Origin of the sequence: Halomonas sp. LES1 (genome assembly GCF_031846005.1) — a bacterium.
Taxonomy (GTDB): Bacteria; Pseudomonadota; Gammaproteobacteria; order Pseudomonadales; family Halomonadaceae; genus Halomonas.
This window is the reverse complement of sequence record NZ_JAVRGC010000005.1, coordinates 68,120-89,011: the sequence shown is the minus strand read 5'-3', so window position 1 is coordinate 89,011 and position 20,892 is coordinate 68,120. Positions and strand designations below refer to the sequence as shown.

Genomic DNA, 20,892 nt, shown 5'->3' with positions numbered 1-20,892 from the left:
GAGGGCCGATCATCGACTTCGCCGCCTCCGAAAGCTGCCTGGAGATCACCGGGGTGAGCCTTGCGTATGGCGACAAGCCGGCGCTGCGCGATCTCACCCTGCGCGTGCCACGCCACCGGGTGACGGCCTTTATCGGCCCATCCGGGTGCGGCAAGTCGACCCTGCTGCGCGCCCTCAACCGACTCCACGATCTCAACGAGGAGGTGGTGCGGTGCGGCGAGATTCGCCTCGAAGGGCAGGATATTCACGCCCCCGAGGTGGAGGTGGCGGAGTTGCGGCGCCGGGTGGGCATGGTCTTCCAGGCGCCCAATCCCTTCCCCATGTCGATCTATGACAACGTGGCTTTCGGTCTGCGCCTGCAGGGGGGGATGCGCAGGCGCCAGATGGACGATAGCGTCGAGTGGGCGCTGCGCTCCGCGGCACTCTGGGAGGAGGTGAAGGATCGCCTTCGGGCCTCTGCCTGGGCACTTTCGGGGGGCCAGCAGCAGCGCCTGGTGATCGCCCGGACCCTGGCGGTTCAGCCCGAGGTGCTGCTGCTCGACGAACCGGCCTCTGCCCTGGATCCCATCTCGACGCTGAAGATCGAGGAGCTGATCGGCAACCTGAAGTCGCGCCTCAGCCTGGTGCTGGTCACCCACAACATGCAGCAGGCGGCACGGGTCTCCGATTTCACCGCCTTCCTCGAGCAGGGCGAGCTGGTGGAGTACGGCCCCACCCAGACGCTGTTCACCCATCCGCGCCTCGCGCGCACCGAGAACTACATCACCGGGCGCATGACCTGAAGGGTCCGGCCCCAAGGAGAGTCCCATGGACATCAGCAGCGATATCCACAGCCAGCACATTTCCCGTCAGTTCAATCAGGAGCTCGAGGAGCTCAAGACCCAGCTGATGGCGATGGGGGGCCTGGTCGAGAAACAGGTCCAGGATGCCGTGGCGGCCCTGCTCGAGGGGGATTCCGCACTGGGCCGTCAGGTGGTCGAAAATGATCGCACGGTCAACGACATGCAGATCAGGATCGATGCGGAGTGCACCCAGGTCCTGGCGCGACGACAGCCTACCGCGTCCGACCTGCGTCTGGTGCTGGCGGTGATCCGCGCCGCCTCCGATCTGGAGCGCATCGGTGACGAGGCGAGCAAGATCGCCCGCAACTCCTGTGAGTTGATCGAGGGCGATAACGGCAGCCGCGGCTTCGTGGAGGTACGCATGATCAGCGAACATGTGCGGCGCATGGTGCGCGATGCGCTGACCTCCTTCGCCAGGCTCGATACCGAGCTGGCGCTCAAGCTGGTCCACGAGGATGAGCAGGTCGACAGCGAGTACCAGAGCGCCATGCGCTCGCTGATGACCTTCATGATGGAGGATGCGCGCTCGATCTCGCCGGTGCTCAGCCTGATGTGGATCCTGCGTGCCCTGGAGCGCATCGGCGACCATGCCAACAACCTCGCCGAATATGTGGTCTATCTGGTCAACGGCATGGATATCCGCCATACCGCGCCCGATGACCTGGATGCCGAGGCCATTGCCCGCAGGGGTTGACCATCGCCGGTGTTTCGTCGTCAATAACGCAGCCCCTTGATCTCGATCGCTGCAAGAGACGCTGAAATGCTTGATGCCTTCACGGCCCTGGCCCGTGGTACCCGCCTGGTCTACGGCGCCGGCCTGCGCCGCTATGTGTTTGCCCCCATCGCCGTGAACCTGCTGGTCTACGTCGCCATGCTGTGGTTCGTGCTGGCCAACTTCGGCAGCTGGCTGGACCACTGGATGAGCCTGGTACCGGGCTGGCTCGCCTGGCTGGAGTGGCTGATCTGGCCGCTGTTCGTGGTCAGCCTGGTGCTGGTGGTGTTCTTCACCTTTACCCTGGTGACGCACCTTGTCGCCGCGCCCTTCTACGGCTTTCTGGCCGAAAGGGTGGAGATCGAGGCCACCGGGCGGCAGCCGCTGGATGACCGGGGACTGACGAGAACCGCACTGGATGCCCTGGGCCGCGAGCTGGTCAAGCTGGTCTATATCCTGCCGCGCATGGCGGCCCTGTTCGTGCTCAGCTGGATTCCCGTGGTCAATCTGGTGGCCCCGCTGCTCTGGGCGCTGTTCTCGGCGTGGATGATGGCGATCACCTATCTCGACTACCCCATGGACAACAACAAGGTCAGCTTCGCCGAGATGCGACGCCGCCTCAGGATGCGCTGGTGGCCGACCATGACCTATGGGGGCGGGGTGACCCTGATCACCTGGATCCCGCTGGCCAACCTCTTCCTGCTGCCCGGGGCGGTGGCCGCCGCGGTGCTGATGTGGGACGGCCACTATCGTGACCTGCCCGCCGACCTGCCAACCCGTCGTTGAGGCGGCGTCAGGTCGCGCGGGTCTCCCCTTCCAGTCGGGTAGCGGGGAAGAGACAGCGAAAGGTGGTGCCCTGGCGCGGCCGTGAGTCGATCTCCAGGCGGGCGTCGTGGCGTAGCAGCACGTGCTTGACGATGGCCAGGCCGAGGCCGGTACCGCCGGTCGCCGTGCTGCGCCCCTTGTCGACCCGGTAGAAGCGCTCGGTAAGGCGCGGAACATGCACCGGGTCGATGCCTTCGCCGTCGTCGACCACCTCCAGGTAGGCGCCATGGTCGGGCCCGGGGCGCCAGCTCAGGGTGATATGACTGCCTTCGGCGGTGTAGCGCACGGCGTTGAAGGCCAGGTTGGAGAGGGCGCTGCGAACCTCCTGTTCACTGCCCACCAGGGCGCGAGGCTCCTTGAGCTCCACCCGGATGTGATGGCGACCGCCGGATAGCGCCATGGCATCCCGCTTTACGCCCTCCAGCAATCTGACCATGTCCAGCGGGGCATGGTCGCTGCCGCTGCGGTCGATCTCCAGCCGCGACAGCAGCAGCAGGTCCTGGACCAGGTTCTGCATGCGGGTGGTCTGCTCCTGCATCTGGCCGAGTCCCCTGGCGAACCGTGGGGGCAGCTGGTCGGCGAAGCTGGCGTAGGTCTCCAGGTAGCCGGCCAGCACGGTGAGAGGGGTGCGCAGCTCATGGGAGACATTGGCCACGAAGTCCCGGCGCATCTCCTCGAGGCGATGCAGGCGGGTGATATCGCGGGCCATCAGCAGCCGCTCGTCGTCGCCATAGAGGGTGATCTGAAACTCCAGGATGGTCCGCTCGTCGATGGGGGAGGGCAGGGTCAGGGAGTCGCGGTAGTCGCGTGCATGGAAGTACTCGACGAAGCGCGGGTCGCGCAGCAGGTTGGTGATATGGTGGCCGCGATCATGGGGCGCTTCCAGCCCCAGCAGCCGAGCCGCCGCGCTGTTCCACCACTCCATGTCGCCGTGTCGGTCGAGCATGACCACGCTGTCGCGCATGGCCTCGGAGGACTCCTGAATCCGCCCCAGGGTGCTGCGCAGTCGCTCCTGGGCGATACGCTGGACCTTCTGGTAGCGGTAGAGGCGATCCATCAGCTCACCCCATAGCCCGGCGGCCGAGGGCGGCTCGGCCTGGCTGTCATGGGTCAGCCAGTGGTGAAGGCGGTGCAGTTGATAGAGATGGTAGACAAGGCTCAGCGCGAGCCCCAGGGCCAGGCCGGCCCCCGGCGCGCCCAGCGGCCAGCCGACCGCCAGACCGAGGCCGGCGAGCAGAAGCAGGCGCCATAGCTCATGCCTCCAGTGCCTCACGTCAGCCCTTGGTGGAGAACCGGTAGCCGGTGCCACGCACCGTCTGTACCAGGTGCTGATGGCGCTCGCCCAGCGCCTTGCGCAGGCGGCGGATATGCACGTCGACGGTGCGCTCCTCCACGTAGACGTTGCCGCCCCACACCTGATCGAGCAGCTGGCTGCGAGTGTAGGCGCGCTCCTGGTGGGTCATGAAGAACTGCAGCAGGCGGTACTCGGTAGGGCCCACCCCCAGCTCCTGCCCGTCGGCGCTGACCCGATGGCTGACCGGATCGAGCCGCAGGCCATCCACCTCCACCGCCTCCTCGACACCATGGGGCGTTGCCCGGCGCAGCACGGCCTTGAGGCGTGCCACCAGCTCCCGGGGCGAGAAGGGCTTGGTGATATAGTCATCGGCGCCGGCCTCGAGCCCCTGGATCTTGTTGTCCTCCTCGCCCTTGGCGGTGAGCATGATGATCGGCAGTTCGGCGGTGGTCTCGTCGCGCTTGAGGCGCCGCGCCAGCTCGATGCCGCTGGTGCCGGGCATCATCCAGTCGAGCAGCAGGAGGTCGGGCTGGTGGTCGACCACCATGGCATGGGCGGTCTGGGCGTTGTCCGCCTCGAGCACGCGATAGTCGGCCATCTCCAGCGCCATGGCGATCATCTCGCGGATGGGCGCTTCATCATCGACGATCAGTACGGTCTTGGCGGTCATCCTGAAGCCTCGGGTCAATGACGGGTCGATGTCGAGTAGATCACGACATTATGACACTGACATGACAGGCCGGCCCGCACCGGAGGCACGGCTACTGGATGCCTGGCCACAGGCTCAGGGCGATGCCCGCGAACACCAGCAGACCCGACCAGTAGTTGTTGAGAAAGGCCCGGAAGCAGGGCTCCCGCTCGCGCTCGCGGATCAGCCAGTGCTGCCAGACGAAGGTGGCCGCCATGGCCACCAGCCCCAGCCAGAAGAAGCCGCCCAGGGCGAGTCGTGTGCCGGCCCAGGCCAGCAGCAGCAGCGTCACGATCTGCAGCAGGCCGATCATGAAGCGGTCGGCGCTGCCGAACAGCACCGCGGTGGACTTGATGCCGACCTTCAGGTCGTCGTCGCGATCGACCATGGCGTACTGGGTGTCGTAGGCGATGGTCCACACCACATTGGCCGCGAACAGCAGCCACGCCTCGAAGGGCACATGGCCGAGCACCGCACCGTACGCCATGGGGATCGCCCAGGAGAATGCCGCTCCCAGAAACAGCTGCGGCAGATGGGTGTAGCGCTTCATGAAGGGGTAGATGAAGGCCAGTATCACCCCACCGATGGAGAGCAGCACCGTGAACAGGTTGGTGAACAGCACCAGCACGAAGGCGCCCGCCACCAGCATCAGAAACAGCGCCTGGGCCTCGCCCTCGCCGATGCGCCCGGTGGCCAGGGGGCGGTCGAGGGTGCGCTTGACGTAGCCGTCCACATGGCGGTCGGCGTAGTCATTGATCACGCAGCCGGCGGCACGCATCAGATAGACGCCGGCGATGAAGATCAGCAGCAGGCGACGGCTGGGCAGCCCCTCGGCGGCGGTCCACAGCGCCCACAGGGTAGGCCACATCAGCAGCCAGGTGCCGATGGGACGGTCGAGGCGTGTCAGGCGCAGGAAGTCGGGGAGTCGGGCCAGGCCCGTGGGGCGCATCAAAGAGCGGTCCATCTCTACCTCGTGGCGGGTGGGAACACCAAAGCCTAGCGCGAAGGCAGGCCGAGGTCATCCGCCATGGCGTCGAGGAACCACTCCTGCACCAGCACGCGGAAGCCACCGTGGTGAAATACCGAACGGCGTCCCCAGGGCCCGCGGGTCTCTTGGAAGCCTGCCGGGTCACGGGTGACCTCGATCTCGCCGCGCTCGAGGTCGGGCTGACGGAACAGCCAGCTGCCCAGGGAGCGCTCGCCGAGATGCGCCAGCTCGTGGGCGGGCAGGCCCTCGAGCGGGGCCACCGAGCGTGCCACCACCCAGGGCGTCTCGCCCAGGCATAGCGCGACCTCGCGCCGCCAGGCCTGGCGGCCCGGGGGGAGGTCCAGCGCCTGGGCCTCGTCGCGCCGCAGCGCACCGGTGCGCTGGTCGATCAGGTGGACCCGGAAGGGACGCGGGCGCCCCGCCTCGGTGAGGCGCAGGGTCAAGGAGTCCCGCGAGCCTACCCACTGGCGCCAGGCCGGGCTCATGGTGGGGCGGACGGCGGCCAGGGGTAACCAGCGCGCGGGGCCATGCTGGGCGTGGGATCGGGAATCGGACACCGCGGACTCTCTGTCCATCCATGGGGGCGGGTAGTGTACCATGCGCAACCACCACCCATCCTCGACGAGGAGACCCATGAGTGCCCCCCTGACCATTCTCGGCAGCGGCATGGCGGGCCTTGGCCTGCTGCGCCAGCTGCGTGCCCTGGACAAGGAGCGGTCGGTGACCCTGATCACCGCCGACAGCGGTGACGACTACTCCAAGCCGCTGCTCTCAACCGGCTTCACCAAGGGGCTGCCACCCGAGCGGCTGGCGGCCCGTGATGCCCTGGCGGTGGCAGAATCGCTGAATGCAGTGGTGCGCACCCAGACTCGCGTCGACGCCATCGATACCGACTCCCGCATCCTGCATATCGGGGAGGAGCGGCTGACCTACGGCGAGCTGGTGCTGGCGACCGGAGCGGCGCCCACCATGCCCTTCGATATTCCGGCGTCCCTGGCCGGTCGGGTGATGGCGATCAACGACCTGGATGATTATCGGGCCTTCCACGCCGCAATAGGCGCCCTGGGCCGCTCCGCCCGAGTGGCGATCATCGGTGCCGGCCTGGTGGGCTGCGAGTTCGCCAACGACCTGCTGGCGGGCGGCCACCGGGTGACCCTGGTCGCACCGGAAACGGCACCGCTGCCGCGGCTGCTCCCCGAGCCGCTGGGCCGGGCGCTGGGGGAGGCGTTCCACGCGGCGGGCATGGCCCTGTGCATGGGGAGCGGTGTCGCCGGGCTGGCTGCCGAGGGCAGCGAGGCCGTCGTCGAGCTCGACGGTGGTGGATCGGTGGTGGCCGATCTGGTGCTGCTGGCGACGGGGCTGCGGCCTCGCACGTCACTGGCCGAAAGGGCGGGGGTCGAGGTCAGCGCCGCGGGGATTCATACCGATCGCCTGATGGCCACCTCGGCGCCGGGGGTGCATGCCCTGGGCGATGTGGCCTGCGTCGACGGCGTCAATGCCATGTATGTGCAGCCGCTGCAGGCCGGCGCCAGGGCCCTGGCGCATACTCTTGCCGGCACGCCGACGCCGGTGCGTTATGGCCCCTGGCCGGTGCTGGTCAAGACGCCGTTGCTGCCGGTAGTATCGCTGCCGCCCGCCCATCCCCCGGCGCGCTGGCGCATCGAGGGCGAGGCGGGGGATCTGACCGCCCTGGCCGAGGCCGAGGACAGCCGTTTGATCGGATTTGCGTTGACAGGAAGCTGTGTGCGTCGGAAAGTCGAACTGGCGCGGGCTGCGCCGGCGTTGCTAGGCTAGGTCGGCGATGGCGGTCCCAGGGTCGCCCTATGTTGTAGTAGATCGTTAGTATCTCTTTCGACGTCGCTCGCCCGTCGCCCGGTGAGACAACCGAGTGAACGGCGAGCGTCGTCTGCCATGACAGCTATCTCCCGACGAAGGTGTCGGGACCCAGTGTCAATACCAGGAGGGTTGTATGCGTAAGCCAGAACTCGCGGCGGCGATTGCCGAGCGTGCCGATCTGTCCAAGGACAAGGCGAGCCAGGTGCTCAATGTCATTCTCGACGAGATCACCGGGAGTGTCTCCCAGGGGCAGGATGTCACCCTGATCGGCTTCGGTACCTTTGCCGTGCGCGAGCGTGCCGCGCGCACCGGCAAGAACCCCCAGACCGGTCAGCCGATGAACATTCCGGCCAGCAAGACCGTGGCCTTCAAGCCGGGCAAGGGCCTCAAGGACGCCGTGGCCAAGTAACTCCGGGGAAAGCAACCCCGGGAACGTCACTCCGGGAAAGTGCCCCCGAACGCCTGGCCCCTTTCCGGTGCCAGGCGTCTTTCCCCCTATTCTCCAGGGATCCGGTGGTGATGACATGAAGCTGAAACTGATGCTCTGGGTGCTGGGTTGGCTACTCAAGCGCGCCTTGCGTCGCAAGGCACGCTTCCGCGAGCTCCTCGACGAGATGGGCCATCTCGACTGGGGGGTGGCCACCGAGGATCTCTCCATCGCCCGCCACTACCGCATGTCGCCTCGTGGCATCGAGCATGGCCGCGGCCTGCCGGTGGATCTCGACCTGGAGCTGCGCTTCGAGGATGCGACGACCGCGCTCGAGGTGCTGCGCAAGCCGAGCCAGCGGGTCTTCCTCGACGGCATGATGGAGGGCCGTGTGCGCCTGGTGGGCGATGCCAACGACCTGCAGCGCCTGCAGAAGTTGCTGCGCCACCTCTGACACGCCTCACCATGTCTCCGTCACTGGTCCTGCGGCGCTTCTGGACCCTCGAGGCCGCCGCCTACAGCCTGCGGGTGTTTATTGCCCTGGGTGGCATCACCCTGCTGTGCTGGTGGCGCGGCGATATGGCCAGCCTGATTCCGCTGTTCCTGGGGGCCATCGCCTGCGCCCTGGCCGAGACCGATGACGACTGGCCCGGGCGGCTGGCCGCCCTGCTGGTCACCCTGGTCTGCTTCGCGCTGGCCTCGCTGGCGATGGAGCTGCTCTTCGTCCATCCCTGGCTCCTCGTCGTGAGCCTGGGTGTGGCCGCCTTCGGCATGACCATGTTCGGCGCCGTCGGCCAGCGCTACGCCACCATCGCCAACGCCACCCTGATCCTGGCCATCTACACCCTGATCAGCCTCGAGCAGCGCGGCAGCCTGGTGCTGGATGAACTGTGGCGCGAACCGTCATTGCTGGTGGCCGGTGCCGCCTGGTATGGAGTGATCTCGGTCGTCTGGTGTGCGCTCTTCTCGCGTCAGCCGCTGCAGCTTGCCCTGGCACGGGTCTACCGTGAGCTGGCCCGCTACCTCGGCCTCAAGGCGGCGCTGTTCGAGCCCTTGCGCGAACTGGATGTGGAGAGCCGGCGCCTGGCCCTGGCGCATCAGAATGGCGTTGTGGTGGAGGCCCTCAACGACGCCAAGGAGCGCCTCTTCCGCCGCCTGGAGGGGCAGCGCGAATCGCTGCGCCTGGCCCGTTATCTGGGGCTCTACATGATCGCCCAGGAGATCCATGAGCGGGCCAGCTCCTCCCACTCCCCCTATGCCGAGCTGGCCGAGGCATTCTTTCATCATGACGTGCTGTTTCGGATGCAGCGGGTACTCTCCCGACAGGGCGAGGCGTGCCGCACCCTGGCCCGGGGGCTGCTGCTCAAGCGCAGCTTCGATCTGGCACCGAGCGAGCAGGCGCTGGTCGATCTCGACGCCTCCCTGGTACATCTGCGCGGAGAGCTGACCGACGAGCGCAAGGCGCTGCTGCCCGCCCTGGAGGCCGTGGCCGATAACCTGGCGACCCTGGCACAAGCCCTGGCCAGGGCCCGTCACCCGGAGTTCGGGGAGCGCGGTGACAGGGTGCTCCACGACCGCACCCCCCAGGGACTGGGGGAGGTCGTCGAACGCCTGCAGGCGCAGCTGACCCCAGGCTCACCGGTCTTTCGTCACGCCGTACGGCTCGCTACCACCCTGGTGGCCGGCTTCGGCCTGCTGCATCTGATCCATCCCACCCAGGGCTACTGGATACTGCTGACCAGCCTGTTTGTCTGTCGCCCCAGCTTCGGGGCCACCCGGCGCTTCCTGTGGCAGCGCATCCTGGGAACTGTGCTGGGGCTGGTGGCGGGCTGGGCGCTGATCACCCTGTTCCCGGCGCCGGCGCTCCAGGCGGGAATCGCGGTGGTCGCCGGGGTCGCCTTCTTTGCCCTGCGCGGGCGTCACTACACCCTGGCCACGGCGGCCATCACCCTGATGGTGCTGAGCTGTTTCAATCAGGTGGGCGACGGTTTCGGGCTGATCTGGCCCCGTCTGGTGGATACCCTGCTGGGCGCGGGAATTGCCGGGTTGGCGGTGCTGACCATACTGCCCGACTGGCAGGGCAGGCGACTGCATCGCCAGGCCGCCGCCGCCGTGGCCTCGGAACGGGACTACCTGGCGGCACTGGTGGCGCAGTACGCCGAGGGCAAGCGTGACGACCTGACCTATCGACTGGCGCGCCGCAATGCGCATAACGCCGATGCGGAGCTCGCCGCCATGCTGGCCAATATGCAGCAGGAGCCGGGCCCCTTTCGACGCGATGCCGAGCGGGGAGTGCCTTTCCAGCTGCATGCCCATACCCTGCTCAACTATCTGTCCGCCCTGGGTGCCCATCGCGGCGAGAGCCAGGGAGTCACCCCGGCGGAGAGTGCCCTGGCCGAGGCGATTATCGCCGAGCTGGATGATCTGGCCCTGGCGCTGGAGCGGCGCGAGCCGATCCCCCCGGGGGAGGCGCTCGAGGTAGCCGAGGGAGAGTCGGACTCGCTGCTGGGGGCGCAGCTGATGCTGATCGCTCGACAGCTGGTGCCGCTGCGAGAAGCCGCACAGGAACTTGAAGAGCGGCGCTTCGCGCCTGGAAGTCAGAAGCTCGAAGAAACCCCTTGACCCCTGAGTTACTGGAGCATGATCCTCAGGGGACAGGCCCCGGCCAAGCCGTCTCGGCTAGTCTTGGTGCACCGTGCTTACGGTGTTTCCTCCGCCGGGGCCTGTCCCCAAGCGGCTATGCTGTTTTCCAGCTTCCAGCTTCCAGCTTCCAGCTTCCAGCTTACGGCGTCACACCTGGCCGTAGCGTCCAGCCTCCTCACCCAGCCAGCGCCGGATCAGCGGCTGGCTGGCCTCGGGGTGGCTGGCCATCAGCGCCTCGGCGAGCGGCGCGACCCGGTCGAGCAGGTCGGCGTCGCGCTCCAGGTCGGCGATCTTCATCTGGGCCAGCCCCGTCTGGCGGGTGCCCAGCACCTCGCCGGGACCGCGCAGCTCCAGATCCTTCTCGGCGATGCGAAAGCCGTCGCTGGTCTCGCGCATTACCGCCAGGCGCTCTCTGGAGTGGGCCGACAGCGGCGGATGGTAGAGCAGCACGCAGAAGCTCCGGGTGGCACCGCGGCCGACCCGGCCACGCAGCTGGTGCAGCTGGGAGAGGCCCAGGCGCTCGGGGTTCTCGATGATCATCAGGCTGGCGTTGGGTACATCGACCCCCACCTCGATCACCGTGGTGGCGACCAGCAGATCCAGCTCCCCGGCCTTGAAGGCTTCCATCACCGTGGCCTTCTCGGCGGCCTTCATGCGGCCGTGTACCAGGCCGATGGCGAGTTCCGGCAGCGCCTCCACCAGCTCGTCCCGGGTCGCCTCGGCGGCCTGGCACTCCAGCACCTCCGACTCCTCGATCAGGGTGCAGACCCAGTAGGCCTGACGCCCCTCGGCGCAGGCATGGCGGATGCGCTCGACGACCTCGGGACGTCGCTCATCGGGCATCGCCACGGTCCTGACCGGGGTGCGGCCCGGGGGCAGCTCGTCGATCACCGAGACATCCAGGTCGGCGTAGGCACTCATCGCCAGGGTGCGTGGGATAGGCGTGGCGGTCATGACCAGCTGATGCGGGGTAAGGCCGCCGGCCTCACCCTTCTCACGCAGCGCCAGGCGCTGATGGACCCCGAAACGGTGCTGCTCGTCGACGATCGCCAGGCCCAGGCGCTGAAAGTGCACATCGCCCTGGAACAGCGCATGGGTGCCCACCACCATCTGGGCGCGGCCATCCTGAATCGCCGCCTTGGTGTCGAGGCGTGCCTTGCCCTTGAGCTTGCCGGCCAACCAGGCGACGTCGATGCCCAGCGGGGTAAACCAGGCCCGGAAGGCGCGATAGTGCTGCTCGGCCAGGATCTCGGTGGGGGCCATCATCGCCGCCTGGCACCCCCCGGCGATGGCGGCCAGGGCCGCCATGGCGGCCACCACGGTCTTGCCGGAACCCACATCGCCCTGCACCAGCCGCAGCATGGGCAGCTCCCGGGCCAGGTCGGCGCCGATCTCGTCGAGCACGCGGCGCTGGGCGGCGGTCAGCGAAAAGGGCAGCTGGGTCAGGAAGCGGGCCTGCAGCCCACGGCCCGAGGGCAGGGGGGGCGCACCATCCTCCTGAATGCGCAGGCGCACCGTCTGCAGGCTGAGGCGGTGTGCGAGCAGCTCCTCCAGTGCCAACCGACGCGTCGCCGGGTGGTGCCCCCCGGCCAGCTGTTCGGGGTCGATCTCCGGCGGTGGCTGGTGCAGCACATGAAGACAGCGATGCAGTCCGGGCAGCCGGAAGCGGCTTCGCAGGTCCGCGGTGATCCAGTCGGGCAGCGCCTCGGGAGCGTCATCGAGCCGCTCCAGGGCCTGCTCGATCAAGGCGCGCAGGCGGGTCTGGTGCAACCCCTCGGTCGTGGGGTAGATCGGGGTGAGGTGGTCCTCTACCGGCGGCGCATCGGTCTTGAGCAGGCGATACTCAGGGTGGTAGAGCTCGAGCCCGGTGGCACCGGTACGCGCCTCACCGAAGCCGCGCACTCGGCTACCGGGCTGAAACTGCTGCTGCTGCGCCGGTGAGAAGTGGAAGAAGCGCAGGCTGAGCAGGCCGCTGCCGTCGCGCAGTCGCACCAGCAGGCTGCGGCGCCGGCCCCGCACGACCTCGGCGGCAATCACCTCGCCCTCGACCACCGCTTCATGGCCGGCGCGCAGGGTGCCGATGGGGGTAATGCGGGTGCGGTCCTGATAGCGCAGCGGCAGGTGGAAGAGCAGGTCGGCCACGCTGTCGATGCGCAGCCGGGACAGCTTCAGGGAGAGCGCCTCGCCGACCCCCTTGAGCGAGGTGACCGGGGCGTCGAGGGGCGTGTTCTCGGCGCTCATGTCTTGACGGTGTCGGCCTGGCGGCAGCGAGCGACGGCCTCGGTGATGGCGTCGATCGCCCTGGGCCGGGGGAAGCTGGCGCGCCAGGCGATGGCGACGGTCCGCCCCGGGGCGGGGGCCGCGAACGGTACGCTCTCGAGCAGGCCGCTCTCGTAGTGGACGGTACCAATGGCCGAGTGGGGCAGCACCGTGATGCCGAGCTTGGAGGCGACCATATGGCGGATGGTTTCCAGCGAGCCCCCTTCGGCGGTCAGCGTATTGCTGGGGCTTGCGAGCTTCTGGCTGATGGCCGGGCAGGCCTCGAGAATCTGGTCTCGGAAGCAGTGACCCTCGCCGAGCAGCAACAGGCGCTCATTGAGCAGCTCCTCCTTGTGCACGCTGTCGCGGCTGGCCCAGGCGTGGTCCGCCGGGACCAGCACCTCGAACTCCTCTTCATAGAGTGCCTTGGTCAGTACATCGGTCTCGGTGAAGGGCAGCGCCACGATGATGGCGTCCAGCTCGCCGCTGCGCAGCTTGCGGCGCAGGCTGCCGGTGAAGCCCTCCTCGATATAGAGCGGCATCTGGGGTGCGCTGCGTGCAAGCTCGGGCACCAGATGAGGAAGGAGGTAGGGGCCGATGGTGTAGATGGCGCCGATGCGCAGCGGGCTTGCCAGCTGGTCACGGCCTGCGGTGGCGAGCTCCTTGATCACGCTGGTCTGTTCCAGCACCCGCTGGGCCTGCTCGACGATCTTCTCGCCGAGCGGTGTGACCTGCACCGTTGACTTGGAGCGCTCGAAGAGCGGGACGCCGAGCTCCTCTTCGAGCTTCTTCACCGCCACCGACAGGGTCGGTTGGGAGACGAAGCAGCGCTCGGCGGCACGACCAAAGTGGCGCTCCTGGGCCAGTGTCACGATATAGCGGAGTTCTGTTAGAGTCATGAGGGTTGCCTAGCGGGCATCCTTGTGGATTTCCAATAGGACCTTTCTATCAGGGGGCGAGGCAAAGGTGAAGACAACGACATTGATTCTGGGCTGCGGGGACATCGGCACGGCACTGGGCCAGCGCCTGCAGGCGCAAGGCCAGCCCGTGATTGGCGTACGCCGCCGTGTCGAGTCGCTCAAGGAGGCGGGCCTGGAGGCGGCTACCGCCGACCTCGCCGATCCCGCCAGCCTGGCTGGCCTGCCGGACGCGGATATCCTGGTCTATGTAGCCAGCGCCGACCGCTTCGAGGAGGCCGCCTATCGTGCCGCCTACCCCGAGGGGCTGCGGGCCGCCCTGGCGGAATTCGGCGCACGCGAGAAGGCGCCGCGCCACGTCTTCTTCATCTCCTCCACCAGCGTCTATGCCCAGCGCGATGGCGAGAGCGTGGATGAAACCAGCCCCACGGAGCCCACCGGTTTCTCCGGCCAGCTGATGTGCGAGGCCGAGCGGGCACTCCTCGAGCACGACCTGCCCGGCACGGTGGTGCGTTTCTCGGGGATCTACGGGCCTGGCCGCGACCGTCTGATTCGTCAGGTCAGCGAAGGCCGCATCGCCCCGGCGAGCCCCGCCATGTATACCAATCGTATTCATCGCGATGACTGTGCCGGCGTGCTGGCTCACCTGATCGGTCGGGTACTCGCCGGTGAGACCGTCGATGAGCTCTATCTGGCGACCGACAGTGAGCCGGCGCCGCTGCACGACGTCATGGCCTGGCTGGCGAAACAGCTCAAGGTGGAGGCCACCGAGACCATCCAGTCTCCGCTGCGTCGCCGTGCCAGCAAGCGCTGCAGCAACACCCGGCTACTGGAGAGTGGCTATACGTTCCAGTATCCCAGCTTCCGCGAGGGCTATGCCCAGGTGCTCAGGGAGGGAGGCTTCCTGCCCGAGAAGGCCTGAGGGCGGGCAGCCCTTCCGGCTCTCTCAGGCCGAGTGGGCCAGGGCCTCGTAGCGGGCCCCATCCTGCTCGGTGTAGGAGCGCAGCAGCGTCAGGCGTTGCCACCGCCAGTCGAGCGCGACCGGGGCCTGCGCCTCGAGGGGCTCGATGGCCATCCGCTCGGCTCGTCGCAGCAGGGTAATGTGGGGCACGAAGTGCGTTGGTCGCCCGCTCAGGTCGAGTGGCTCCAGGTCATCCCACAGGCTCGCCTGCAGCGCATCGAGCGCCGGGTCGGGCGTCCTGCCCCCGACCCATACGATGCCCGGCCGCCGGAAGCTGCCCCAGCGATCCAGCCGCCAGACGCCCCCCGTCGGTGCCTGGCCACTCACCCACTCGACAAGTGCCGGAAGACGGGCCTCGTCGACCTCGCCGAGGAATGCCAGCGTCAGATGCAGGCTCGCGTCCGGCACCCGCCGACCGCCGCAGCGGGCCTGGGCCAGGTCGGCCAGCGTAGCGAGCCGCTCGCGCAGATCGTCGGGCGGTTCGAGAGCCAGAAATAATCTCATATAAGTGCCCGAATCAATTATTCGGGTGCTTATCAGTCGCCGATGATCATCACACCCTCGGCCTCGAACTGCGCGCCCTTGGGCAGCGCCTTGACGCCGATGGCGGCACGCGCCGGGTAGGGCTTCTCGAAGAACTCCTCCATCATGGCGTTGACGACCGCAAACTGCCCCAGGTCGACCAGATAGAGGTTGAGCTTGACGATGTCCTGCAGGGAGCCGGCGGCCTCCTCGCAGACGGCGCGCAGATTGGTGAAGACCTGGCGGGCCTGGGCCTCGAAGTCATCGGAGACCAGCTCCATGGTGGCCGGATCGAGGGGAATCTGGCCGGAGAGGTAGACGGTGTTGCCGGCCTTGATGGCCTGCGAGTAGGGGCCGATGGCGGCGGGAGCTTTCTCGGTGTTGATCACGGCCTTGTTGCTCATGGTGTACTCCATCGTGTGGTTGATTTTCGTCGATCAATAACGGCCCGCTCGCCCCATGGGGCGCTGACGGGCCGGTCGGGGAGGGCTCAGTTGCCGATGCGGCTGATGCGCTCGACGTGTGAGAGGTTGCGTAGTCGCTTGATGATGCGCGCCAGGTGGACGCGATCACGCACCGCCAGGGTCAGGTTGAGCGTGGCCAGGCGGGCATCGCGCTCCTCGATGCCGATGCGCTCGACGTTGGCGTCCGCATCGGTGACCACCCCGGCCAGCTCGGCGACCAGGCCGCGATGGTTCTGCACCTCGAGGCGCAGTGCCACCGGGAAGTCCTCGTCGATGGTCTCCGCCCACTCCAGGGGGAAGAGCTTCTCGGGATCGGTCCCGAGCTCGGCCAGGTTTCGGCACTCGGCGCGGTGCACCACGATGCCCTTGCCTACCGAGATGTGGCCCACCACCGGATCGCCGGGCAGCGGATGACAGCAGCGAGCGAACTTGATGATCATGCCCTCGGCGCCGCTGATCAGGATGGGACCATGACGGCGAGTGTCCGGGGCGTTGTCCTGGCCGGTGGCCGCACCATGCTGAAGGTCCATCAGGCGCCGCGCGATGACGTGGGCCACACGTGAGCCAAGACCGATCGACTCCAGCAGGGCAGCCTCGTTCTTCAGGCTCAGCTCCGCGAGCAGATCGGGCAGCAGGCCTTCGGGCAGCTCCTCCAGGCTGGTCTCGAACTCGCCGAGGGCCTTGTTGAGCAGGCGGCGGCCGAGCTGTACCGCCTCGGTGTGCTGCTGGTGCTTCAGGGCGTGACGGATCGCCGAACGCGCCTTGGCGGTGATCACGAAGTTGAGCCAGCTGAGGTTGGGGCGCGCCCCGGGGGCCGTGATGATCTCCAGGGTCTGGCCGCTCTCCAGGCGGGTCGAGAGCGGGGCCAGGTGGCGATCGATGCGACAGGCAATCGTGCTGTTGCCGATATCGGTGTGCACGCTGTAGGCGAAGTCGATCACCGTGGCGCCCTGAGGGAGCTCCATGATATCGCCCTTGGGCGTGAACACGTAGATATCGTCGGGGAACAGGTCGTTCTTGACGTGCTCGATAAACTCCAGCGAATCCCCGGCGTGGCGCTGCATCTCGAGCAGCCCCTTGACCCAGGCGCGGGCCCGGGCGTGGCTTCCCTCGGCGATGGGGTGATCGGTCTGGCCCGCCTTGTAGAGCCAGTGGGCGGCGACGCCGTTGTTGGCCATGGCCTCCATCTCGCGGGTGCGGATCTGCACCTCGATGGGCATGCCGCCGGCGCCGAACAGGGTGGTATGCAGGCTCTGGTAACCGTTGGCCTTGGGGATGGCGATATAGTCCTTGAAACGCCCGGGCACCGGCTTGTAGAGGTTATGCACCACGCCGAGGATGCGGTAGCAGCTGTCGACATCCTCGGCGAGAATGCGGAAGCCGAAGACGTCCATGATCTCGTTGAACGACTTGCGCTGATCGCGCATCTTGCGATAGATCGACAGCAGGTGCTTCTGGCGTCCGACCACCGTGCTCGGCAGGCCCCCGTCGTCGAGGCTCTGCTGAAGGGTGTTCTGGATCTGACGAATCGCCGAACGGCGGTGGCCCCGGGCGCTGGAGACGGCGCGCTTGATACGCTCGGCGCGCATCGGGTGCAGGGCGTGAAAGGAGAGATCCTCGAGTTCCACGCGGATGGTGTTGATGCCCAGCCGGCTGGCGATGCGGGCGTAGATTTCCAGGGTCTCGCGGGCGATGCGCCGTTTCTTCTCGGGGCGCAGGGCACCCAGGGTGCGCATGTTGTGCAGGCGGTCGGCGAGCTTGACGATGATCACCCGGATATCCCGGGACATCGCCAGCACCATCTTCTGGAAGTTCTCCGCCTGGGCCACCGCCTTGTCCTCGAAGGCGATCTGGGTCAGCTTGGAGACGCCATCCACCAGCTCGGCAACCGGGGCTCCGAACTGCTGGGCGAGGGCCTCCTTGTCGACGCCGGTATCCTCGATCACATCATGCAGCATGGCCGCCATCAGGCTCTGATGGTCCATATGCATGTTGGCGAGGATGTTGGCGACCGCCAGAGGGTGGGTAACGTAGGCTTCGCCGGAGCGCCGACGCTGGCCGTCGTGGGCCTGCTCGGCATAGTAGAAGGCGCGCTTGACCTGCTGGATCTCGCTCTGGGGTAGATAGCCGCCGAGACGATCGGCCAGGTCATCGATGGTGAACATGCGGCGCGCCTGACTCCTGGGTGAGTGTCCGAAAGGGGAGGACGGCGCCGTGGCGCCGTCGGGGATCACTCCTCGGTGAAGCTACCGTACTGTGGCTGGGGCGGACGCACCAGGGCCTCGATGGGCTCGTCGAGCACACTGGAGTCGACCAGGCCGGCGGCGATCTCGCGCAGGGCCATGACGGTGGGCTTGTCGTTGTCCCACGGCAGCTGGGCGTCGCGGGAGCCGCGGGCCAGCTGGCGAGCGCGGTGGGTGGAGATCATCACCAGCTTGAAGCGGTTTTCGACGTTTTCCAGACAATCTTCGACTGTGACTCGCGCCATGGGTGCCTTCCTGAAGAGCTGACGGGACCCCCGACATCAAACACGCGGTGGGCGCGTGGACGGGTGTCCGCTATGGGTAGACCCAATAGGTTACTCGACGCCCGGCAGCGCTGACAAGCGCCACAGACGCGGCCTTCAGGCAAGAAGCGCCTGCAGCAGGGGGGCATGGGTGGCGCCGGCGCGCTGGCGGGTCAGGCGATGAGACACCACCAGGGCGCGCAGTTCGGCCAGGGCGGTGGTGAAGTCGTCATTGATCACCAGGTAGTCATACTCGTCGTGATGGGACATCTCGCTCACCGCGTCACGCATGCGCCGTTCGATCACCGCGTGTTCATCGGTACCCCGTCCGGAGAGTCGACGCTCCAGCTCTTCTCGTGAGGGAGGCAGGATAAATATCGACACCGCCTCGGGGAGCTGTTGACGGACCTGGCGGGCGCCCTGCCAGTCGATCTCCAGGATCACGTCCTGGCCGGCGGCCAGCGCCGCCTGTACCGCGGGCCGCGAGGTGCCGTAGTAGTTGTCGAACACCCGGGCGTATTCGAAGAACTCGCCACGTTCGATCATCGCCTCGAACTCGGTCACCTCGACGAAGTGGTAGTTGACCCCGTCCACCTCGCCTTCGCGACGGGGCCGCGTGGTGTGTGAGATCGACACCTGGATGCCGTCGAGACTCTCGACCAGTTCGCGCACCAGGCTGGTCTTGCCAGCGCCGGAAGGAGCGGAAACAACGAACAGCGTACCTTGCGACATGCGCATCTCCGGGTTGGGTGGTCCGGGGACCGGGATGAGGCCGATAGTGGAAGGGGGCGAAGTATCGCATACCCATGTGAGGCCTGCATCCGGCTAGCCGGAGGGGGCGGGACGCCGCCGCTCGAGCTGGCGCCCCAGGACGAAGATCATCAGGCCGCCCAAGGCCAGGCCGGCACCCACCAGCCCGGTGGCCGACCAGGCGGCGCCGGTCTTGACGGTGATGCCGCCCAGCCAGGCGCCGAGGGCGTTGGCGCCGTTGAAGGCGGCGTGATTCATGGAGGCGGCCATGGTCTGTGCCTCACCGGCCACATCCATCAGCCGCGACTGCAGCGCCGGCCCCAGGGCGATGCCGGTCCCCACCAGGCCAACGAACAGCAGCCCCGTCACCAGGTGATTGGCGGCGATATAAAACCCCAGCTGTATCGTCAGGCTCCACAGCAGGATGCAGGGGATTGCGCCGACGGGGTGACGGTCGGCAAGCCTGGCACCGACCAGGTTGCCGATGATGCCGCCAATGCCGAAGATGGCCAGCACCCAGGGGCCCAGGGCTTCGGGCATGCCCGCCTGATCGCGCAGGGTCGGCACCACGTAGCTGAATACCGCGAACATCCCGCCGAAGCCGATGGCGGCGATGGCCAGGGTAGCGAGGACCCGCTGACTGACCAGGGCGCCGAGCTCGCGGCGTGGACTCGCGTTACGATCGCCGGGCTGGACCGGAACGAACAGCCGAATCATCAGCATGGTGGCCAGGGCCACACCGCCCACGGCGTGGAAGGCGAAGCGCCACCCCAGCCACTGGCCGGCCCAGGTGGCCAGGGGGGCGCCAATCACGATGGCGACGCTCAGCCCCAGCATCACCCGGCCGATGGCGCGAGCGCGTTGATCCACGGGTACCGCCGCCGCCGCGACCAGCGCGGCCACGCCAAAGAAGGCGCCGTGGGGCAGTCCGGCGACGAAGCGCAGGGCGACGAAGGGCCAGAAGGTGGTGGTCAGGGCACTGGCCACGTTGCCCAGGGCGAACACCAGCATCAGGATGATCAGCAGGGCGCGGCGAGGCACGCGCGCGGCCAGTGCCGAGATCAGCGGCGCGCCCACCACTACGCCCAGGGCGTAGGCGGAGATGGCGTAGCCGACGTCGGCGGTGGCCACCTCGAGGTTGGTGGCGACCCGCTCCATCAGGCCCATGATCACGAACTCGCTGGTGCCGATGCCAAAGCCCCCCAGCGCCAGGGCGAGTTCCGCCAGGCGCGGATGGCGAGCCGCGGCGGGTGAAGATACGGACATGATGTCTCCATGAGAGGTAGGGCGGCCCCCACTGGGTGGCAGGGGGGCAGGTCTTGCCTATTCGATGTTCTGCACCTGCTCGCGGATCTGCTCGATCAGCACCTTGAGCTCCACGGCGCAGCGGGTGGTACTGGCCACCACCGACTTCGATGACAGGGTATTGGCCTCGCGGTTGAGCTCCTGCATCAGGAAGTCGAGGCGCCGGCCCACCGGGCCCTTCTGGTCGAGCTGGCGCTTCACCTCGGCGACATGGGTCACCAGACGATCGAGCTCCTCGTCGACGTCGGCCTTCTGGGCCAGCAGGGTAAGCTCCGCCTCCAGCCGCTGGGGGTCGAGCTCGGCCATTACCGTCTCCAGGCGCTCGAGCAGCTGGGCACGCTGGCGCTCGAGGATCCGTGGCATCAGGCCACGCACCTCGGTCACCTGGGTTTCGATGCAGGCGAGCCGTTCGCGGATCAGCTCGGCGAGCTTCCCCCCCTCCCGGGCGCGGCCGGCGAGCAGGTCGACGAGGGCGCGCTCGAACAGTGCCAGGGCGGCGCTCTTGACCGTTTCCGGATCGGGGCCGCGGTTCTCCAGCACACCGGGGTAGTCGAGCAGGGCCAGGGCGTCGGGCGGGGTGGCCTCCGTCACCACCTGGCGCACCTCGCCCAGGGCGCGGCCGAGCTCGGCGAGCCGCGCCGGGTTGACGGCGAGTCCGGCGCCGTCTCCGGCGGCCTCGAAGCGCAGGCTGACTTCGATCTTGCCCCGCGCCAGGCGGGCACGCAGCGCATCGCGGAAGGCGGGCTCCAGGTCGCGAAGGCTCTCCGGCAGGCGGAAGTGGGGTTCGAGATAGCGCTGGTTCACCGAACGCAATTCGAGCTGCAGGCTGCCCCAGGCGGCGGTGTGCTCCTGACGGGCGAAGGCGGTCATGCTGTGCACCATGGTGGGCTCCCGGGGTGACTGGTGTGAGATGAGGGGTGAGAAGAGCGGGTCATGCCTCGTGAACAGGCCGC

At 67.6% G+C, this 20,892-nt stretch carries 21 protein-coding genes; 8 read left to right on the top strand and 13 right to left on the bottom strand.

Annotation, left to right across the window (positions count from 1 at the left end; translation table 11 throughout):
* The first annotated feature begins 8 nt into the window (after window positions 1-8).
* The 3 genes from pstB to cysZ all read left to right on the top strand — a co-directional run bounded on the left by pstB (window position 9) and on the right by cysZ (window position 2,340).
* Complete coding sequence (pstB, locus tag RM463_RS12160) at window positions 9-782, top strand: phosphate ABC transporter ATP-binding protein PstB (protein WP_409229402.1); 774 nt, start codon at window positions 9-11, stop codon at window positions 780-782.
* 25 nt (window positions 783-807) lie between these two features.
* Window positions 808-1,536 carry a phosphate signaling complex protein PhoU gene (gene phoU / locus RM463_RS12155; protein ID WP_195688645.1) on the top strand — a complete coding sequence of 243 codons (729 nt, stop codon included), beginning with the start codon at window positions 808-810 and terminating at the stop codon, window positions 1,534-1,536.
* Between the two features lie 66 nt (window positions 1,537-1,602).
* On the top strand, window positions 1,603-2,340 hold the full coding sequence (gene cysZ, locus RM463_RS12150; RefSeq protein WP_195688644.1) for a sulfate transporter CysZ: 738 nt from the start codon (window positions 1,603-1,605) through the stop codon (window positions 2,338-2,340).
* A gap of 7 nt (window positions 2,341-2,347) precedes the next feature.
* On the opposite strand, the gene phoR is transcribed toward cysZ, so the two are convergent.
* The 4 genes from phoR to RM463_RS12130 form a co-directional block, all read right to left on the bottom strand.
* Window positions 2,348-3,652, bottom strand: a complete 1,305-nt coding sequence (gene phoR, locus RM463_RS12145) for a phosphate regulon sensor histidine kinase PhoR (RefSeq protein WP_195688643.1) — start codon at window positions 3,650-3,652, stop codon at window positions 2,348-2,350.
* 1 nt (window position 3,653) lies between these two features.
* Window positions 3,654-4,343, bottom strand: a complete 690-nt coding sequence (gene phoB, locus RM463_RS12140) for a phosphate regulon transcriptional regulator PhoB (protein ID WP_311430168.1) — start codon at window positions 4,341-4,343, stop codon at window positions 3,654-3,656.
* 91 nt (window positions 4,344-4,434) lie between these two features.
* Entirely contained in the window at window positions 4,435-5,325 is an 891-nt protein-coding gene (ubiA, locus tag RM463_RS12135) for a 4-hydroxybenzoate octaprenyltransferase (RefSeq protein WP_195688641.1), read from the bottom strand.
* A gap of 32 nt (window positions 5,326-5,357) precedes the next feature.
* Window positions 5,358-5,924, bottom strand: a complete 567-nt coding sequence (locus tag RM463_RS12130) for a chorismate--pyruvate lyase family protein (RefSeq protein ID WP_409229404.1) — start codon at window positions 5,922-5,924, stop codon at window positions 5,358-5,360.
* Window positions 5,925-5,982: 58 nt separating this feature from the next.
* Here RM463_RS12130 and RM463_RS12125 point away from each other — a divergent pair, with 58 nt between their 5' ends.
* The 4 genes from RM463_RS12125 (at window position 5,983) to yccS (ending at window position 10,234) form a co-directional block, all read left to right on the top strand.
* Window positions 5,983-7,143 (top strand): FAD-dependent oxidoreductase, encoded by a 1,161-nt coding sequence (locus RM463_RS12125; RefSeq protein WP_195688640.1) that lies wholly within the window; start codon window positions 5,983-5,985, stop codon window positions 7,141-7,143.
* A 175-nt stretch (window positions 7,144-7,318) separates the two neighbouring features.
* Entirely contained in the window at window positions 7,319-7,594 is a 276-nt protein-coding gene (locus RM463_RS12120) for an HU family DNA-binding protein (protein ID WP_195688639.1), read from the top strand.
* Window positions 7,595-7,709: 115 nt separating this feature from the next.
* Complete coding sequence (locus tag RM463_RS12115) at window positions 7,710-8,066, top strand: hypothetical protein (protein ID WP_195688638.1); 357 nt, start codon at window positions 7,710-7,712, stop codon at window positions 8,064-8,066.
* An 11-nt stretch (window positions 8,067-8,077) separates the two neighbouring features.
* Complete coding sequence (gene yccS, locus RM463_RS12110; protein WP_311430166.1) at window positions 8,078-10,234, top strand: YccS family putative transporter; 2,157 nt, start codon at window positions 8,078-8,080, stop codon at window positions 10,232-10,234.
* A gap of 168 nt (window positions 10,235-10,402) precedes the next feature.
* Here the strand turns inward: yccS and recG are convergent, their stop codons facing one another.
* Window positions 10,403-12,496, bottom strand: coding sequence for an ATP-dependent DNA helicase RecG (gene recG, locus RM463_RS12105; protein ID WP_195688636.1), 2,094 nt, complete (start codon window positions 12,494-12,496; stop codon window positions 10,403-10,405).
* The gene (locus tag RM463_RS12100; RefSeq protein WP_195688635.1) at window positions 12,493-13,413 is read right to left on the bottom strand and encodes a hydrogen peroxide-inducible genes activator; all 921 of its coding nucleotides are present in this window, start codon (window positions 13,411-13,413) and stop codon (window positions 12,493-12,495) included. Before RM463_RS12100 ends, recG begins: the two co-directional genes overlap by 4 nt.
* A gap of 67 nt (window positions 13,414-13,480) precedes the next feature.
* On the opposite strand from RM463_RS12100, the gene RM463_RS12095 reads away from it, so the two are divergent.
* On the top strand, window positions 13,481-14,353 hold the full coding sequence (locus RM463_RS12095; protein ID WP_195688634.1) for an SDR family oxidoreductase: 873 nt from the start codon (window positions 13,481-13,483) through the stop codon (window positions 14,351-14,353).
* 24 nt (window positions 14,354-14,377) lie between these two features.
* Here the strand turns inward: RM463_RS12095 and thpR are convergent, their stop codons facing one another.
* The 7 genes from thpR to RM463_RS12060 all read right to left on the bottom strand — a co-directional run bounded on the left by thpR (window position 14,378) and on the right by RM463_RS12060 (window position 20,821).
* Complete coding sequence (gene thpR, locus RM463_RS12090; RefSeq protein WP_195688633.1) at window positions 14,378-14,896, bottom strand: RNA 2',3'-cyclic phosphodiesterase; 519 nt, start codon at window positions 14,894-14,896, stop codon at window positions 14,378-14,380.
* A gap of 32 nt (window positions 14,897-14,928) precedes the next feature.
* Window positions 14,929-15,318: a RidA family protein gene (locus tag RM463_RS12085; protein ID WP_195688632.1), complete on the bottom strand. Its 390-nt coding sequence runs from the start codon at window positions 15,316-15,318 to the stop codon at window positions 14,929-14,931.
* A gap of 86 nt (window positions 15,319-15,404) precedes the next feature.
* Window positions 15,405-17,543: a bifunctional (p)ppGpp synthetase/guanosine-3',5'-bis(diphosphate) 3'-pyrophosphohydrolase gene (locus tag RM463_RS12080; RefSeq protein WP_311430165.1), complete on the bottom strand. Its 2,139-nt coding sequence runs from the start codon at window positions 17,541-17,543 to the stop codon at window positions 15,405-15,407.
* A gap of 65 nt (window positions 17,544-17,608) precedes the next feature.
* Complete coding sequence (gene rpoZ, locus RM463_RS12075; protein ID WP_132044707.1) at window positions 17,609-17,866, bottom strand: DNA-directed RNA polymerase subunit omega; 258 nt, start codon at window positions 17,864-17,866, stop codon at window positions 17,609-17,611.
* Window positions 17,867-18,001: 135 nt separating this feature from the next.
* Window positions 18,002-18,616 carry a guanylate kinase gene (gmk, locus tag RM463_RS12070; protein ID WP_195688630.1) on the bottom strand — a complete coding sequence of 205 codons (615 nt, stop codon included), beginning with the start codon at window positions 18,614-18,616 and terminating at the stop codon, window positions 18,002-18,004.
* Window positions 18,617-18,709: 93 nt separating this feature from the next.
* Window positions 18,710-19,900: an MFS transporter gene (locus RM463_RS12065; RefSeq protein WP_195688629.1), complete on the bottom strand. Its 1,191-nt coding sequence runs from the start codon at window positions 19,898-19,900 to the stop codon at window positions 18,710-18,712.
* Window positions 19,901-19,957: 57 nt separating this feature from the next.
* Entirely contained in the window at window positions 19,958-20,821 is an 864-nt protein-coding gene (locus tag RM463_RS12060; RefSeq protein WP_195688628.1) for a YicC/YloC family endoribonuclease, read from the bottom strand.
* Window positions 20,822-20,892 lie beyond the last annotated feature (71 nt).